The sequence below is a fragment of the Paenibacillus sp. FSL R5-0766 genome (assembly GCF_037971845.1).
In the GTDB taxonomy this organism is placed as follows: Bacteria; Bacillota; Bacilli; order Paenibacillales; family Paenibacillaceae; genus Paenibacillus.
Window position 1 is genome coordinate 103,818 of record NZ_CP150227.1, and the last position, 15,501, is coordinate 119,318.

17 protein-coding genes and 1 riboswitch are annotated in these 15,501 nt (G+C 47.8%); of the genes, 8 read left to right on the forward strand and 9 right to left on the reverse strand.

Features of this window, described 5'->3' with window-relative positions; genetic code table 11:
- The first annotated feature begins 14 nt into the window (after window positions 1-14).
- A complete protein-coding gene (gene rluF, locus MKY66_RS00485; protein ID WP_076216996.1) occupies window positions 15-716 on the forward strand; it encodes a 23S rRNA pseudouridine(2604) synthase RluF in 702 nt (233 codons plus the stop codon).
- A 213-nt stretch (window positions 717-929) separates the two neighbouring features.
- Here the strand turns inward: rluF and motB are convergent, their stop codons facing one another.
- Together motB and motA are read right to left on the reverse strand one after the other, a co-directional pair.
- Window positions 930-1,748 carry a flagellar motor protein MotB gene (gene motB / locus MKY66_RS00490; protein WP_076216997.1) on the reverse strand — a complete coding sequence of 273 codons (819 nt, stop codon included), beginning with the start codon at window positions 1,746-1,748 and terminating at the stop codon, window positions 930-932.
- Complete coding sequence (gene motA / locus MKY66_RS00495) at window positions 1,735-2,535, reverse strand: flagellar motor stator protein MotA (protein WP_056698100.1); 801 nt, start codon at window positions 2,533-2,535, stop codon at window positions 1,735-1,737. Before motA ends, motB begins: the two co-directional genes overlap by 14 nt.
- A gap of 234 nt (window positions 2,536-2,769) precedes the next feature.
- Between motA and MKY66_RS00500 the strand changes: the two genes are divergently transcribed.
- From MKY66_RS00500 to rbsK, 4 genes are read left to right on the forward strand one after another with little or no spacing between them, the layout of a single operon-like run.
- Window positions 2,770-3,063, forward strand: a complete 294-nt coding sequence (locus MKY66_RS00500; RefSeq protein ID WP_076216998.1) for a hypothetical protein — start codon at window positions 2,770-2,772, stop codon at window positions 3,061-3,063.
- Between the two features lie 25 nt (window positions 3,064-3,088).
- On the forward strand, window positions 3,089-3,283 hold the full coding sequence (locus tag MKY66_RS00505) for a hypothetical protein (RefSeq protein WP_076216999.1): 195 nt from the start codon (window positions 3,089-3,091) through the stop codon (window positions 3,281-3,283).
- A 30-nt stretch (window positions 3,284-3,313) separates the two neighbouring features.
- Window positions 3,314-3,610: a 4a-hydroxytetrahydrobiopterin dehydratase gene (locus MKY66_RS00510; RefSeq protein WP_062838136.1), complete on the forward strand. Its 297-nt coding sequence runs from the start codon at window positions 3,314-3,316 to the stop codon at window positions 3,608-3,610.
- 45 nt (window positions 3,611-3,655) lie between these two features.
- Window positions 3,656-4,639, forward strand: coding sequence for a ribokinase (gene rbsK, locus MKY66_RS00515; RefSeq protein WP_076217000.1), 984 nt, complete (start codon window positions 3,656-3,658; stop codon window positions 4,637-4,639).
- 75 nt (window positions 4,640-4,714) lie between these two features.
- On the opposite strand, the gene MKY66_RS00520 is transcribed toward rbsK, so the two are convergent.
- The 5 genes from MKY66_RS00520 to MKY66_RS00540 form a co-directional block, all read right to left on the reverse strand.
- Window positions 4,715-5,071: a cytochrome c gene (locus MKY66_RS00520; protein WP_036607288.1), complete on the reverse strand. Its 357-nt coding sequence runs from the start codon at window positions 5,069-5,071 to the stop codon at window positions 4,715-4,717.
- A 150-nt stretch (window positions 5,072-5,221) separates the two neighbouring features.
- A complete protein-coding gene (locus MKY66_RS00525) occupies window positions 5,222-5,716 on the reverse strand; it encodes a GNAT family protein (protein ID WP_076217001.1) in 495 nt (164 codons plus the stop codon).
- A gap of 354 nt (window positions 5,717-6,070) precedes the next feature.
- Window positions 6,071-6,505 (reverse strand): C40 family peptidase, encoded by a 435-nt coding sequence (locus MKY66_RS00530; protein ID WP_223199955.1) that lies wholly within the window; start codon window positions 6,503-6,505, stop codon window positions 6,071-6,073.
- A 39-nt stretch (window positions 6,506-6,544) separates the two neighbouring features.
- A riboswitch (cyclic di-AMP (ydaO/yuaA leader) is annotated at window positions 6,545-6,682 on the reverse strand.
- A gap of 245 nt (window positions 6,683-6,927) precedes the next feature.
- Window positions 6,928-7,779 carry a hypothetical protein gene (locus MKY66_RS00535; RefSeq protein WP_076217015.1) on the reverse strand — a complete coding sequence of 284 codons (852 nt, stop codon included), beginning with the start codon at window positions 7,777-7,779 and terminating at the stop codon, window positions 6,928-6,930.
- 10 nt (window positions 7,780-7,789) lie between these two features.
- Window positions 7,790-9,781, reverse strand: a complete 1,992-nt coding sequence (locus MKY66_RS00540) for a M1 family metallopeptidase (protein WP_076217002.1) — start codon at window positions 9,779-9,781, stop codon at window positions 7,790-7,792.
- A 101-nt stretch (window positions 9,782-9,882) separates the two neighbouring features.
- On the opposite strand from MKY66_RS00540, the gene MKY66_RS00545 reads away from it, so the two are divergent.
- A complete protein-coding gene (locus MKY66_RS00545) occupies window positions 9,883-10,386 on the forward strand; it encodes a YwhD family protein (RefSeq protein ID WP_076217003.1) in 504 nt (167 codons plus the stop codon).
- Between the two features lie 202 nt (window positions 10,387-10,588).
- Here the strand turns inward: MKY66_RS00545 and MKY66_RS00550 are convergent, their stop codons facing one another.
- Entirely contained in the window at window positions 10,589-12,667 is a 2,079-nt protein-coding gene (locus tag MKY66_RS00550) for a PBP1A family penicillin-binding protein (RefSeq protein ID WP_036607282.1), read from the reverse strand.
- Window positions 12,668-13,003: 336 nt separating this feature from the next.
- On the opposite strand from MKY66_RS00550, the gene speE reads away from it, so the two are divergent.
- Window positions 13,004-13,831, forward strand: coding sequence for a polyamine aminopropyltransferase (gene speE / locus MKY66_RS00555; RefSeq protein ID WP_076217004.1), 828 nt, complete (start codon window positions 13,004-13,006; stop codon window positions 13,829-13,831).
- A gap of 15 nt (window positions 13,832-13,846) precedes the next feature.
- Window positions 13,847-14,716, forward strand: a complete 870-nt coding sequence (gene speB, locus MKY66_RS00560; RefSeq protein WP_076217005.1) for an agmatinase — start codon at window positions 13,847-13,849, stop codon at window positions 14,714-14,716.
- 429 nt (window positions 14,717-15,145) lie between these two features.
- On the opposite strand, the gene MKY66_RS00565 is transcribed toward speB, so the two are convergent.
- Entirely contained in the window at window positions 15,146-15,277 is a 132-nt protein-coding gene (locus tag MKY66_RS00565) for a hypothetical protein (protein ID WP_017691304.1), read from the reverse strand.
- Window positions 15,278-15,501: the final 224 nt, after the last annotated feature.

Below are 15,501 nucleotides of genomic sequence, written 5' to 3' on the forward strand. Positions count from 1 at the left end.
GGTGAGATTACCTTTTGCGTATTAATAAATTTATTAGTGAAACAGGTTACTGCTCCCGGCGCGAAGCAGACAAGTTGGTGGATAGCGGTCAGGTAACGATTAATGGAACTAAGGCTGAGCTAGGCAGTCAGGCAGAAGAAGGCGACGATGTAAGAATCAATGGCAAACCGATCAAGGAAAAGAGAAAACACGTATATATCGCGCTGAATAAACCGATCGGGATCACAAGCACAACCGAGCAGCATATTCAGGGGAATATCGTTGATTTTGTCGGGCATGATGAACGTATCTTCCCTATTGGACGTCTGGATAAGGACTCGGAAGGTTTGATCCTGATGACCAATGATGGCGATATCGTTAACCGGATTCTTAGAGCAGAAGGACGCCATGAGAAAGAGTATATCGTTACTGTTGATCGATCTGTAACCCCGAGTTTCCTTAGAGGTATGAGCACCGGGGTTAAGATTTTGGGTGAAATGACCCTGCCTTGTACAGTGACCCGGATGACGGATCGAGTATTCCGTATCATCCTGACTGAAGGAAAGAACCGTCAGATTCGGCGGATGTGCAGTGCCTTTGGCTACGAGGTTCGTAAGTTGAAGCGTATTCGGATCATGAACATTCATCTTGGAGAAATGGCGACAGGTTCATGGAGAGAGCTTACCGCTGCTGAAAAAGCGGAGCTGGGCGGTCTGTTGGACTATTCACTGGAATAGTTGATTCGACTTTGACTAATTAACTGATTGAAGCCCTGCTTTCCGAAAAGGAGCGCAGGGCTTTTTGGTATAGGATCAATGACGACAGGTGAATCTTCGCAAATAGTGTGAAAAAATGTAGAGATAAACCAAGCATAAGCTTTATATAAACCAAAAAGACCGTTCTCCTTGTACCTGGAGAACGGTCTTTGGTTAATGAATCGCTGCAGGCCTCTAGTTTCCTTCGCCAACGGCTTTTACATTTGTATTGTTACTTTGATACTTCCGAATGATAGATACCTCTACACGGCGATTCTGTGCCCGTCCGGTATTGGTGTCATTGCTGGCAATCGGGTGATACTCTCCATAACCACTTGGTGTGAATTTGGAAGGGTCCAATTGTGTGTTCAGCAACAGGATTTTCAGGAAGTTGAGCGCACGATCCGCACTCAGATCCCAGTTATCCTTATATTGGTTGTTCGAAATGGGAATATTATCGGTATGCCCGGATACCACCACTTCATATTCAGGGAACTCCTGCAGCATGCTTGAGATCGCTTTGGCGAGGGATCGTGATTCAGGCTTCACATCTGCTCGGCCTGAGGAGAACAGGGCGTTATCACTGATGGTGATCTTCAATTCAGATTGATTCAGCTTGGTGTTCAGCTGGTCGGAAAGCCCGTTCTTCGAGATATACTGGTCAAGCCGTTTCTTGAGCTTCTCCAGATTCTCTTGCTCTTTCTGAGCCATCTGAGCATCGGTGATCTGATTTGGTGATTTTTTCGTAATCTCCTCAGGCTGTTCTTTCTTCTTACCAAGATCAGCACCCGGAGTTTCAGGATTCATGGAGCTATAATCAAGGACACCTGATCCACCATTCAATGCGCTGCTTAGTGCGGAAGCCATTTGTTCAAACTTACCCGCATCAATGGAACTCATGCCGAACAACACAATAAACAGAGCGAGCAACAAGGTCATCAAGTCGGAATAAGGGAGCAACCAACTCTCGTCTGCATGCTCTTCATGTGGCTCATGCTTCTTAGCCTTTTTCACCTGATGAACCCTCCTTCTCTTCCAGTTGTTTACGTTCGGAAGGTGTCAGGAATACAGATAATTTCTGATTGATAGCAATGGTGGAAACACCGGATTGAATCGAGAGCAGACCCTCAACCATCATGAGCTTGATTTCCATCTCTTGCTTGGACATCCGCTTCAACTTGTTGGACATTGGATGCCACAGTACATAACCTGTGAAGATACCCAAGAGGGTAGCGATGAATGCTGCTGCGATCGCTTGAGAGAGCTTATCCATATCGCTAAGGTCCGCAAGGGCTGCGATCAAACCAACTACGGCTCCAAGAACGCCAAGTGTTGGAGCATACATACCTGCTTGGGAGAAGATCAGTGCACCACTGCGGTGACGTTCCTCTGTAGTGTGAATATTTTCCATTAGAACATCGCTGACGAAATCTTGATCGTTCCCGTCGATAATCATTCGCATGCCGCTGCGAAGGAAATGATCGTCGATTTCTTCAACTTTTGATTCTAGTGCAAGCAAACCTTCACGACGGGTAGTGGAAGCCCAGTCCATAAATGTGCCGATTAGGGATACGCGATCGATCAATTTTTGCTGTTTGAACAAAATTCCGAAGAGCTTCGGAATTCTCTTGACTTCTGACATAGGGAATGCCATAAAAATACTTGCTGCGGTACCAACAAATATAATCATGTAGGCTGCTGGGTTGTTGACCAGATTAATTACGGGAGCATGCTTCAACATCATACCGATTACAAGTGAAGCGAGTCCCAAAACAAGTCCAATAATTGTTGAAATGTTCATCATACACCTCATCCATGAGATAAAATTGAATCCTTTCAAGCGGCTATATTCGGGCTTCCGGACGAACGTAGAGCCGCAATTCTCTTAATGCTTGGCACACTTTTGGATTGCCAAAACAGTTAAAACGATCATGTATAGTATTTATCGACCAATAGGCCTTTTTTTTTAAGGGCTATTTTCAGGTATAATAAGATCAAATCCGCTCCTTAGGGGCCGAATAGGAGTGAAAAGCCAATGGGCGTAAAGCATGGACGGGATTATGAAGGAATTTTGACAGATTTGACAACGGCAATCGGGCGCATACCGGATCGGTATGTTTTCTTTGAAATGGACTCGGAAGAGTGGGAGAGACTGGCTGCATCTGACCAACTTGAAGTGGATGAGGCGTTGGCGGAGGATTTGTTCTATGCGCTGGGTGAGGAGTCTGTTATTCCGGTTGGAAGTGGCGTGGTCATCCATGATAAGGAGCAGCACCGCATTCATATTTTGATCGGGGAAGAAGAGTTGACATTTGTACCTTTAATTTAGTGTGTTTATATGCATTTTCAGGGGGATGAATGGAACTGGAATTTCCCCCAAAGCCTTATGGTTAGTGGTTCTATGCCATGTAGGTGATTGGATTTTGAAGCTTGTCCGTGGTAAGATGTTAGTCGTGAAATGGGCCAACCGCATGGCGGTGAGCCTGGCCTTTGAGGTTGCTGTTGATCGGACCGAAGGTGTCGGTGGTTATACGGACATACGTCTGTAATGTACCATCCTATGGGGAGGAAGATAACGCATGGTTTTTTCGCAAGAGGAAGTCGAAGCTCATCTGGGGAGGCTGGAAGGCTGGGAACTGGAAGAGGGACGGTGGATTGTACGCAAATTTGTGTTCTCCAACTACATGAAAGGGATTGCATTTGTGGATGAGGTCGCTGCGATCTCGGAAGCGTTCAATCATCATCCTTTTATTACGATTGACTATACAACGGTTACGCTGCGTCTTACGTCATGGGATGCGGGCGGTATTACATCTGTAGATATTAAGGAAGCAGGGCAGTACAACGAAGCTTATGACAAAATGAGGTCGGAATAACAAGGTTGGTTATTATCGCACGCCCGAAAGTGAGTGAACCCATACATGTCAGACTATAATCAGGAACAACCTCTTATTGCTGTCGTAGGCAGTCTCAATATGGATCTCGTGGTGAAGACAGATACGATTCCGGAAGAGGGAGAGACAGTGAGCGGGGAGGAACTCCACTATCTCGCTGGCGGCAAAGGTGCAAATCAAGCTGTCGCTGCTGCGCGTCTGGGTGGACAGACCACAATGATTGGTGCGGTGGGATCGGATGGTTTTGGCGAACGTCTGCTGCACAGTCTGACGGAAAGTGGTGCAGATGTCTCGCAGGTTCGCAGATTGGAAGACACGGTTACTGGGACGGCTTCCATCTGGCTCTCTCGGGGAGACAACCGGATTATCGTTATTCCTGGTGCGAATGGGCAAGTGGTGCCTGAGATGCTGGAAGAGGCGGATACGGTAAAAAGCCTGACTGCAGCCGCAGCGGTGCTGCTGCAGCTGGAGATCCCGCTGCCAGCGGTTACCCGCGCCGCCCAACTGGCGGCTGAAGGCAGCGCACTGGTGGTGCTCAACCCGGCTCCCGCGGTGCCGGGTCTACCCCAGGAGCTCCTGCGGTGCGTCGACGTTGTCACGCCGAACCGCAGTGAGCTTGCCGTGCTTACCGGCCGGGATCATCTCCGGCCGGAAGACCTGGATGCGGCGGTCGCAGAGCTCGCCGCATCCCTCGGGGCCGCTGTCGTTACGACGCTCGGCCCCGAGGGGGCTGTGTACGCGGCGGCGCCTGGTGGCCGCGTACAAGCAGGGCGTGCCGGCGCGTGCCGTGCGCCCGGCTACGCCGTAAGCGCCGTCGATACGACCGGCGCTGGCGATTGCTTCAACGGCGCGCTGGCGGTAGCCCTCGCGCGCGGTGAGACCTTGGACGCGGCCGTAGGCTTCGCCATGGGTGCGGCCGCGTTATCCGTGACAAAGCTCGGTGCCCAGTCCGGGATGCCGTCCGCACGTGAAGTTGAGGCCTTTCTGGCCGAGCACGCGCTAGATGCCTAATAATTGATATAACAAAGAGGCTCTTATTCTCCCAAAAGGGGATTAAAGGGCCTCTTTGTTATGCGTGTGCAGAGATTATTTCTTCTCTGACAGCCACATGGCGATATTGGCAATCTCTTCATCCTGTAGCTTGCCCTTGAAGGAAGGCATACCACCTTTACCTTTGACAATCGTAGAATAGATCTTCTCCAGATCATCCTGGCTGCCGATGTTGGCCAGAGCAGGTCCTACGCCACCTTGAAGCTGATCCCCGTGACAGGAGATACAATTGGCTTTGACCAGTGCTTCAGCTTGTCCGGCATCCAATGTTACTTCCGGCATGGTTGGTTTGGCTTCTTCAGCCACTTCTTCTTTCCCTGGAAGCGTAAACATTAAAACAATAGCTAAAGCGCATGCTGCAAAAAATACTCCGCTCATGATCCATTTGTGCATCCCTTATGTCCCCTCCAGAATGAAAGATCATCTAACCTGAAACTATCCATATCATTATAACGGAACCTGTACTGACATCATAGCATTTTGTGGGAATTTTTTGAACTAATCACATAACAAGGGGCGAATTTGGTTGTTTTGCAATGGATTCTAACCGCGAGGCCCTTCATAAACCATACAGTGAAAGGGCTTCAGGCCGCTTGGGGTCTGTCGTTCGTATGTATCCTGGGTGACAAATCCACTCTTCAGATAGACTTGAATGGCACGAGCATTCCAAGTGAGTACTTCCAGATCAATCTCATTCGTGGGATTTCGGCGAATGGCTTCCTGTACAATAGCAGTGACAAAAGCTGTCCCTTGACCCTGACCACACAGCTCTGGATGCATGCCAAGGCCAATCCGGGTTACCCCTTCAAGTGGGAAGTATTGAGCAAATCCACATATACGATCGTTCTGATCCAGGACGATCGCATATTGCTCCTGCCGCAGCTGTGCATCTCCGAATTCCACTTCCAGAGCTTTCATCTGCTCCCAGGGGAGCCAGCTGTAGATATTGTAAGGCGGGTCATACTGCCAACTGCAGATAAGCTCCGCATGTTCTTCTCGCATGGGTACAACGTGAAACGTCACAGGGGTTTCCTTCATACACCTGCATGCTCCTTTCCTTGAAACAGAACTCTTTGTCCACTCTACAAAAGAGATGTTCATTTAGCAAGTCTTCCTTCCCAAGAAAAAAATGAAACAAAAGTTCCGGTAATTTCGTTTATATTATAACGGGATGGGTAAAAACATCATAAGGGCACGGACGAACGAACGCAAAATGAACCTGTTGATGTCGCAGGATATACCCCGAGTATAACTTGTAACATGAATAAGGATTGAAGCACAAAAAAACCGCCGGATACATTCCTGCGGAGAATGTACCGGGCGGTTCTGTTATGCTTCTTGCTTCGTTCCAGTATGGTTAATGGTTACAGCATCATGTTGCTCAGCTTGTCCCTAGTCAAGGGCCAGTGATTCATATGCGTCCGTGCTCATAATCCGTTTCGCGCCAACATAACGATTGGCCCAATAGTTTTCACTCAATGCACTGATCGTAACGCCTTTGGAAGAAGAGGAGTGTGCAAACTTTCCATCTCCTACAAAGATTCCTACATGAGATACGCCTTTACCTGTTGTATTAAAGAACACCAGATCGCCAGCTCTCATTTCCATGCGGGATACGGAATCGCCCATGTCGAATTGGGAACTGGATTGGCGTGCCAAATCAATACCCAACTTGTCGAATACATACCGTGTAAATCCGGAGCAGTCAAAGCCGTTAAGCGTTGTTCCCCCACTTTTGTATGTAGTTCCCATTGCTGAATCAATTACTGTGTCCATCTTTGAATCTGCGAATGCGCTACCTGCACCAAGTGATAAAGCGAATGTGATGCTAAGTACAGCTGCGGTTAATTTCTTCTTGAACAAGAGATATTCCCCTTCCAATGCCTGCGAGGTTAGCTTAAGGATTCGGTTGAAGGTCCCCTATGATCCCTCTGTAGCAAGATCAATTCACCCATAACTGGTTCCCCCGCTTCCCAGGTGCCAGGAATTTGGCTATGCTAGTTATGCACCTGCGAAATCAAGAAATGACGATTTAATTTTAAGTAGTTACAAATATGAATGTAAAGATTACAAAGTTGTTACTAAAAACTCACTGCGATTATTGTAACAGAGGAGTACGGCTTTGGCAACGTTTAACAACAAATTTAGCAAAAAAACCTCGACCTTTGACGGGGAAAGGTTGAGGTTTGCCTATTTATTAAGTACATATTAGGGCAAGAGTTTAACATGTGATGGTAACAATTTTTAAACTATCTGCTCTCACCTTTGGATATTTTGGACTGCCATAATCGGAAATGGCTGCATATTTTCCACAGACTCAATAGACATCTGGCAAGTGGATACGTCTGTTGTAGTATAAGTCCGGTAAGTCCCGTTAATAACCATGAGGCTGAAGTGAATGCCCCAAAGACGAGCAGGTGTACTCCGCCCAGCAGGAGTGCAATGCCGATTACAGCGATGAGATGACGCATTGCAATCCAGAGTGCTCTGAGGGTACCGTGAGCCCCGCCTTCTCCTTCTGGTGCCGAAACACCGAACTGCATGTAGAGTATGGCGTGGTGGATGATCCAACCATATAAAATCCAGGCAACAACATAAGGGATACCAGGCAAAAGTAATTGAAGGGAATGAAATCCGTCCATGAGAATCGAGTAGAGCTTCGGTATGAGCCAGTAGGCGGGCAGAAGTATCAATAAAGTACGTATGGTGTGGAGCAGCAGCATCGGTTTCCACAGATTTTTGATTCCGCGGACAAAGGGGATGCGCTCTTCTGTAGAATTAAAGTGCTGAAGTGAGTAGAGCAGTCCTGCCTGAATGAGGGGGCTGATCAACATCCGAACCAGCAGCATGCCCCCTAGAATCCATAGATAACGATGAACCTCCGGATGGGTAGACAGGTTAAGTTGACTTTCCATTTTGAACAAAAGTGTACTCAACTCCCCGGCATCAGCATTCGGATAGCGCAGGAGTAGTGGGATGACCGCCGATTGTACCATTCGATAGAAGAAATATCCCCAAATGAGTTGATAGAGAAATAAGATTGCTGCAATGAACATATGCTGACGGACGAGAAACCAGCCTTCACGTATTTTCGCTTTCACCGTTTCCACCTCACCATGACAGACCTCCGAATATGGCTTCTATTAGTTTGGTTACACTCATGCTCCAGCGGGACTTCGCCCGCTCATCCAGTCCGGATTTCAGGAAATTGTTCATATGGCGGTTCTCCAGCACGATCGTGTACAGGGGATCGGTCATGGCCCAGGATACGGGAGATGTGTGAGTTAATTTATACGTGATGCGATCTTCTTTTCCATTCCATTGTTTGGTGAGGATATGCCCATCTTCAAAAGCAATGCGAACAGGAACGGCGCTGTAATCACTCCCTTTTTTTGCGATCGTCACGGATGACTCGTACAATGTTTGACCGTCTTTCTGTACGGGCGTAACACGAATCTTCTCTACAGCAAAGTCAGCCATCCCGTCACCAAAGACGTACTGATCAAAATAATCAGACCAGGAAGTGCGGGTCACTTGTTCCACAACGTTCTGAAAATCAGCCGAAGTGGGATGTTTGAAGCGGTACTTCTTCACATAGGTAGAGAGAATGCGTTCCATCTTTTTTGCACCGACTTGATGTTCAATACCAAGCAATACAAGCTTGCCACGTGTATAGACATTGGCTGCATACTCATTCTGTGAATCAAACTTCCAGGATTCTTGTGTTAAGGATGAAGGAGACGTAATCAGTCCCGATTGTACCGGCAGATTCGGAATCAATCCGTATTCCTGCTCCATCAGTTTGTCTTCTGCATAAGAGGTGAACCCCTCATCCAGCCAGGCCTCCTCGAATTCGTTGCTGGCAACCATGCCGTAGAAGTACTGGTGTCCGATCTCGTGGATTACGGTACGTTCCAGGTCATAACCTGGCGTAGTGTCATCGGCTCCAAAGGCCGTAACTAGCGTAGGGTATTCCATACCTCCAGCACCGTTCCCCACTTTGGGTGGAACTACGATGGATAAGGTAGCGTAAGGATATGGGCCAAACCATTTGCTATAATTGGCTAGAGCCGCCTTCGCAGCATGGAAATAACGTTCTTTCAGATCCTGATGAGCTGGGTCCAGATATAACTTGATTCGTACACCAGGCACATTGGGTGCAGAGAATGGTTCCTCGGCGTACACAAAATCGGGTGAGGCTGCCCAGGCGAAGTCATGCACATCATCGGCATAGAATTGATAGACCTTTTCTCCGTTCTTCACCACGGCTTGCTGCGTTGGAAATCCGGTAGCAGCCACTTTGTATGTTTCAGGCACCCGAATACGCACACTATATATACCGAAGTCGGCGTAGAACTCTGAATTGCCATGGTACTGGTGCAGATTCCAGCCTTCCGTTGTTCGTCCACGCCTGCCTACAGGTTCATAGGCACTTAATTTGGGAAACCATTGACCTGCCATGACAAAGTGATCAGCAGTTCCCATCCGTGCAAAAATCTTTGGCAGATTCACTTCAAATCGGGTGTGGAGCGTGATGCTTTCCCCGCCTTTGACGGGTTTGGGCAGGCGTACTTTAATGAGGGTGGTGTCCTTGATATTTCCGTCATCTGGTTGCACATACTGCATCCGGTGCAGGAGAGAGAGCCCGTCCTCCGTTTTCATTTCGGTAATGTTCATGGAGCCGTAACCATTGGTAGGCATGACATCACCCCGAAGCTTTCCGCCGGATTCCCTCATAAAGGTGGTGTCAGCAGAAGAGAAGGCGTTGGGATACATATGAAAGTAAAGCTCGCTGACGGTTTTTTTGCCTGGATGTGTCCAGGTAATCGTCTGAGTCCCTTCCAATACGTTTCCTTCGACCAGCTTCACATCCATGTGATATTCCACAACACGGTTGCTGTACACTTCGGCTGTAGGGGTCTGTACACTTTCTGGAGGTGCTGGAGTTGGAGCTATTGCCTTGGGCTTGCCCGATTCGGGGGCGAGTACTGGCAATTCGGAATGAGTTGAGCGATTATAACCCAGAGTGATCCATATCCCTCCGGCAAGTACACACAGGGCCAGGGATGCAGTGAGCCAGCTCTTGGCGCGTCGTGGAATCATCGTTAAATACCTCCCGTTGACAAGCATCTACAGCATGTATATGTTTGCAATGGGGCAATTATTAGTTAAAATATTTGTATCAACCCTTGGAGGCTATAAACATGGACCAAAACGAGCAAAACGGCAAAAAACAGATTGCCTTGAATATCGTTAGTGCAAAAAGCAAGCATAAAGGCTTCGGTGCAGGCTCCATTGATCTGAATAACCTTTCCCCGGTCATTATTGATAATGGCGAAGCCAAAATCGATATCGGTGCGATGCATGCGAAGAGCAAAGTGGAACGCAATATCAAGTTCTCTACCAATCGTGAAGATGTGCCCAACGGACGCCAGGTATGGCTGGTGTGGGTAGCTGTCGATCGCACGGAGGAAGGCCAACTGTATGGTGGAGCAACGGCATGTGAGATGTGGATTGATACGGAAGCAAGACGCGGATGGAAACTGTTGGCCGAACATGTGAATCGCATGGATTATGCCTTGAAGCGTCGCTTCATGCTGGATGAGCTTGGACCTGAAGCTCGAGCTGCACTTAAGACACTGCTGATCTCACACAATGAAGAATGGTGGAATGCTTCTCCAGATGTATTGAAGGAAGCACTCGCCTAAGGCAGATCATTTTCAACAAAGTATAAAAGCAAAAAGAAGCAAAAGGCCCCTTGACCGGAAAGTTCGGCTGGGGGTCTTTTGCTTGTGCATTAATCATATTCATCGATCTGAATAATTATGAGTTTCCATTCGAAGTGAATTTCCAATTGTTCAATATAACCAGGGGTTATAGGTGACGCAACTAAGTCATCGCCCATTTGCATCATTCTACCCACCAACGTTTGAAATCTCCCCACCAGGAATGTTTTTCTTCCTGTATGCCTTGTTGATTCTGTACCTGGCGGGTCTTCTCATCTTCTCCAGAATCCGAATCATCCGTCGTACCATGACATACCTCTGTCGGTTCAGTACCATCAATAAAAACTTCCAATCGTTTCTCTTCACAACCGTTGCCTGCCAGCTTGCCGGATTCCGGGTCAATATAGACACTTACAACATGATCAGGCACGGTGAAAATTTTGGGTGGTACGCTCGCAAGAGCCTGCTCTGTGAATTGGGCAAAGATCGGCGCCGCCCGGCGACCATCCGAAGTTGAGATGGCTTTGCCTTGGTCGTACCCAACCCATACAGCGGTGGAGAGCTCGGGTGTGAATCCGACGAGCCAGGCATCCGTATTGGTCGTTCCCGTCTTTCCGGCAACCGGACGTTTGATCGCCTTAGACACCCGGTTACCCGTTCCCCCATTTTCGAAGACACTTTCCATTAAACGAGTCAGGACATAAGCTGCTGCAGGTTCCACGACGGTCTCAGCCTTGGTTTGAGGGGATTCATAGAGTACACGTCCTGCGGCATCTGTTACTTGCAGAATGGCGACAGGTGGCGTCCGTTGTCCACCAGCAGCAATGACGGAAAAGGCCGACGCCATCTCCAGCGGACTAACAGGTGAGGTTCCCAGTGCAAGAGAGGGCACGGCGCTCAGGTTGCTTGTAATGCCCAGATTTTTTGCCATACTGACAACCTGCTCAGGACCGATCTGCATAATGGTGTTCACCGCATAGATATTGTCTGAAGCGGCGATCGCCTGTCTTAGATCAATCTCACCCAGATACTTGTCTCCAAAGTTGCCGGGTTTATAGGTTTTGCGGTCATTGTCATAGTGAAACAGGGTAGGTTCACTGTTAAATATGGATGCGCTGGTGAGTTGCTTGGATTCCAAGGCTGCCAGATACATAATGGGTTTAAACGCCGAACCTGGCTGGCGCGTTGTCGCCAGTACATGGTTAATCTGATTGGTGCGGTAATTCTTGCCGCCTACCATGGCTTTGATGTAGCCCGTCCGAGGGTCGATGGACACGAGGGCCGTCTCCAGCTCACTTTTGGCATCCATACCCTTCGCTATGGCGTCTTCAGCCGCTTTTTGCACACGCAGATCCAGGGTGGTGTAGATATTCAATCCCCCATGATCCAGCATCGCTTCACTGATTCCCAGCTCTTTGATGGCCAGATTCCGGATATAGTCACGGAAATACGGGGCACTTTCCACCGTTTTACGCTCACTTTCCGGTTTGAACGAAAGCATTTTCTCATAGGCCTTATCCGCTTCAGCTTGGGTGATCTTGCCGATATCAGCCATGGCATTCAGCACAATCTTCTGTCGGTCTTTGGCATTCTTCATATGGTTATAGGGTGAATAGTAGGTAGGTCCTTTCGGGATTCCTGCCAGCATGGCACTCTCTGCAAGATCCAGCTGTTTGGCTGATTTGCCAAAATACATTCGTGAAGCCGCTTCGATTCCGTACGCACCATGCCCATAATAGATTTCGTTAAGATACATCTGCAAAATTTCATCCTTGCTGTATTTCATCTCCAATTGCGCCGTGTACATGGCTTCCTTGGCTTTGCGAGTCCATGTTTTCTCATGAGATAGATACAGGTTACGCGCCAGCTGTTGAGTCAATGTACTTGCACCTTGCGACATCTGCATATGTTCGAGGTTAACGAGCACAGCCCGTCCCATCCCTTGCACGTCGAACCCGTAGTGATTATAGAATTTGCGGTCCTCTACAGCCAGAGTGGCATTGACCAAATCTGGAGCGATATCCTCCAGTTGAACGGGTACAGAGTCTTTGCCACCTGCGGAGAAGGTAGCGATGACTTCACCCTGACTGTCCAGTAATCTGGAATTCCGATCAGAGTCTGCTAGGGGAAGGCTGGTTGCGTATAGATAGACCAATCCTGCAGCGGTAGCAAGTATGGCGAGCACAGCGAGCAGAGACAGGTTTTTAAACAATTTACGTACACGGAACCCGCGTTTGCGGGTCTTTTGATTTGGCTTGGTCATGGAACGGGCTCCTCTCTTTTCTTCCAGTATGGGACTTGATTGGCAGGGATATTCAATCGGGTGCATAAGCAAACAAAATGTAGCATTTTCGCCTTAAAAACCGTTTTGCAGTATAAACGTCAATCGCGTATAATGCAAAAGGGTAATGAAAAGGTAAGATTCGGTACAAGATATACTATCTATATAATGAAGTGAACCGCGGACCTTTCCCGCAGGCCAGCAATGATAACGCGATATGGCGCCGAACGCTGGACGTGCTTGGGCGAACCGATTATAGTGCATAGCACTTGGTCGGGTATGGCTGATCATTAACTTTACGGAAAGAAGGTAGAGATTATGGAATTGTGGTTTACGGAGAAACAGACCCCGGTATTCGGGATCACCGCGAAGATTAAGCAGACCTATGTTACAGAGAAAACGGATTTTCAAGATTTGGCCATGGTAGAAACCGAAGAATTCGGTAACATGTTGCTTCTTGATGGCATGGTGATGACGACTGTAAAAGACGAATTCGTATATCACGAAATGGCGGCACACCCTGCGCTGAACACTCACCCGAATCCGAAAAAAGTTCTGGTTGTCGGTGGCGGCGATGGCGGAGTCATTCGTGAAGTCATTAAACATGCAGCTGTAGAAAAAGCAGTTCTCGTCGAAATTGACGGTAAAGTTATTGAATACTCCCAAAAATATTTGCCTGAAATTGCCGGCAAGTTGGACGAGCCTAATGTTGAAGTGCTTGTAAACGACGGCTACATGCATATTATTGAACATAAAAATGAATACGATGTGATTATCGTAGACTCCACGGAGCCTGTAGGCCCGGCTGCCCCATTGTTTGAGCGTGGTTTCTACCAAGGCATCTACGAAGCACTCAAAGAAGACGGAATCTTCGTTGCCCAAACGGACAACCCTTGGTTCAAGGCGGATCTGATCCAGAAGGTGAACAAAGACGTCAAAGAAATCTTCCCGATCGTACATGTGTACGGCTGTAATATTCCAACCTATCCAAGTGGTTTGTGGACATTCACCATGGGTAGTAAGAAACATGACCCGCTCGAAGTGGATGAGACTCAAATCCCGGAGATGGATACCAAGTATTACTCTCCGCGTCTGCACAAAGCAGCATTTGTACTTCCTAAATTCGTGGAAGATTTAACGAAATAAAAGGGGAAATCATTAATGAAACTGGATCAAGCTTATTCAGGAAACGTATTTATTTACAGCTCTGAGGATTATGAGAACTCCAAAGCGGTTATCTATGGCATGCCGATGGACTACACCGTCAGCTTCCGTCCGGGTTCCCGTTTCGGCCCATCTCATATCCGTCAGGCATCGGTTGGACTTGAAGAGTACAGCCCATATCTCGACAAAAGCATTGTAGACATGACATACTTTGACGCTGGAGACCTGCTCTTGCCTTTTGGTAACGCGGGACGCAGCCTTGAGGTAATTCATGAATACATCGGCAGTCTGCTCGCTGACGACAAATTCCCAGTTGGTCTCGGTGGCGAGCATCTGGTTACTTGGCCAGTCATCCAACAGATGTACAAGAAATACCCGGATCTTATCCTGATTCATATTGATGCACACGCTGACCTTCGTGAAAACTATGAAGGCGAGCCATTGTCCCACTCCACACCAGTACGTAAAGCAGCTGAGTTGATGGGTGGCAAAAATATCTATCAGTTCGGTATCCGTTCCGGTTCCCGTGAGGAGTTCCAGTATGGTCGCGAGAACATCAACTTCTATCCATTTGAAGTGGCAGCTCCGATGAAGGAAGCTCTTCCGAAGATGGGCAACCGTCCGGTGTATGTGACCATCGACATCGATGTACTTGATCCGTCAGCAGCACCAGGAACAGGTACAGCAGAAGCGGGCGGCATTACGTCCAAGGAACTGCTGGAAGCCATTCATATGATCGCTGGATCTGATGTAAATGTAGTTGGCTGTGACTTGGTTGAAGTTGCACCAATCTATGATCCAACACAACAGACACAGATTGTAGCTGCAAAGCTGATTCGTGAAATGCTGCTTGGATTCGTGAAATAATTACTGAATAATCGATAAGTATAACGCTCTCTGTCTGCGCGGGTTCAACTTTGCGCAGGGGAGGGCGTTTTTTATTACTAACGTTTATCCCTGTGTCCTCAACTATTCCAGCTTAAGGAACGGACTGGATGATAGAGCCAAAATTATGCTGCCAAACAAACAACGAAGTTAAATTTAGTTGAGCTAAATTAACTTAATTTAACTTTTATGCAGAGCTGTGCTATACTGACTACATAAGTATTCAGTAGTATATTAATTGATATATTACATTCGTGAAGTATATGGTGATCGGGTTCGGTCATATACTAAAAAGAGCCTTTACCGCTGCCAACGGTAAAGACTCTTAGGACCCGAAAGGCTGTGGATTGCCACGGCGTGCATGAACTAAATAATGCTATTCAAGCGAAACCCACCGTCAGGCTTCCGACCTTATGAGGTGGGTTTTCGCTTGCTACGAAACTTTTTGCGCAACCAACGGTAAAGCTTTCGCCCACTCAGTACAATACTGAGGATCGCAGCAATCCATCGGATTACATCAAGCAACGCTACAAGTTTGACCATCGACGTCACCCCCTTTCGGGAAGCTGCGCCGTGGTCTGGAAAACATCCACCGATATTCAAAAGTCCATAACACTAATTATAGCACGTATGTTCCCTTGTCTCTACCATTTATTTCATGTGTTAGTGTGGACTCTCCTCTTACGCAGATATCGTGCCTTGGTATGACTCTATCTTAATATTTGTGTATAATATGGAAATAGAGGAAGGGAAAGGTGAATGTGAAT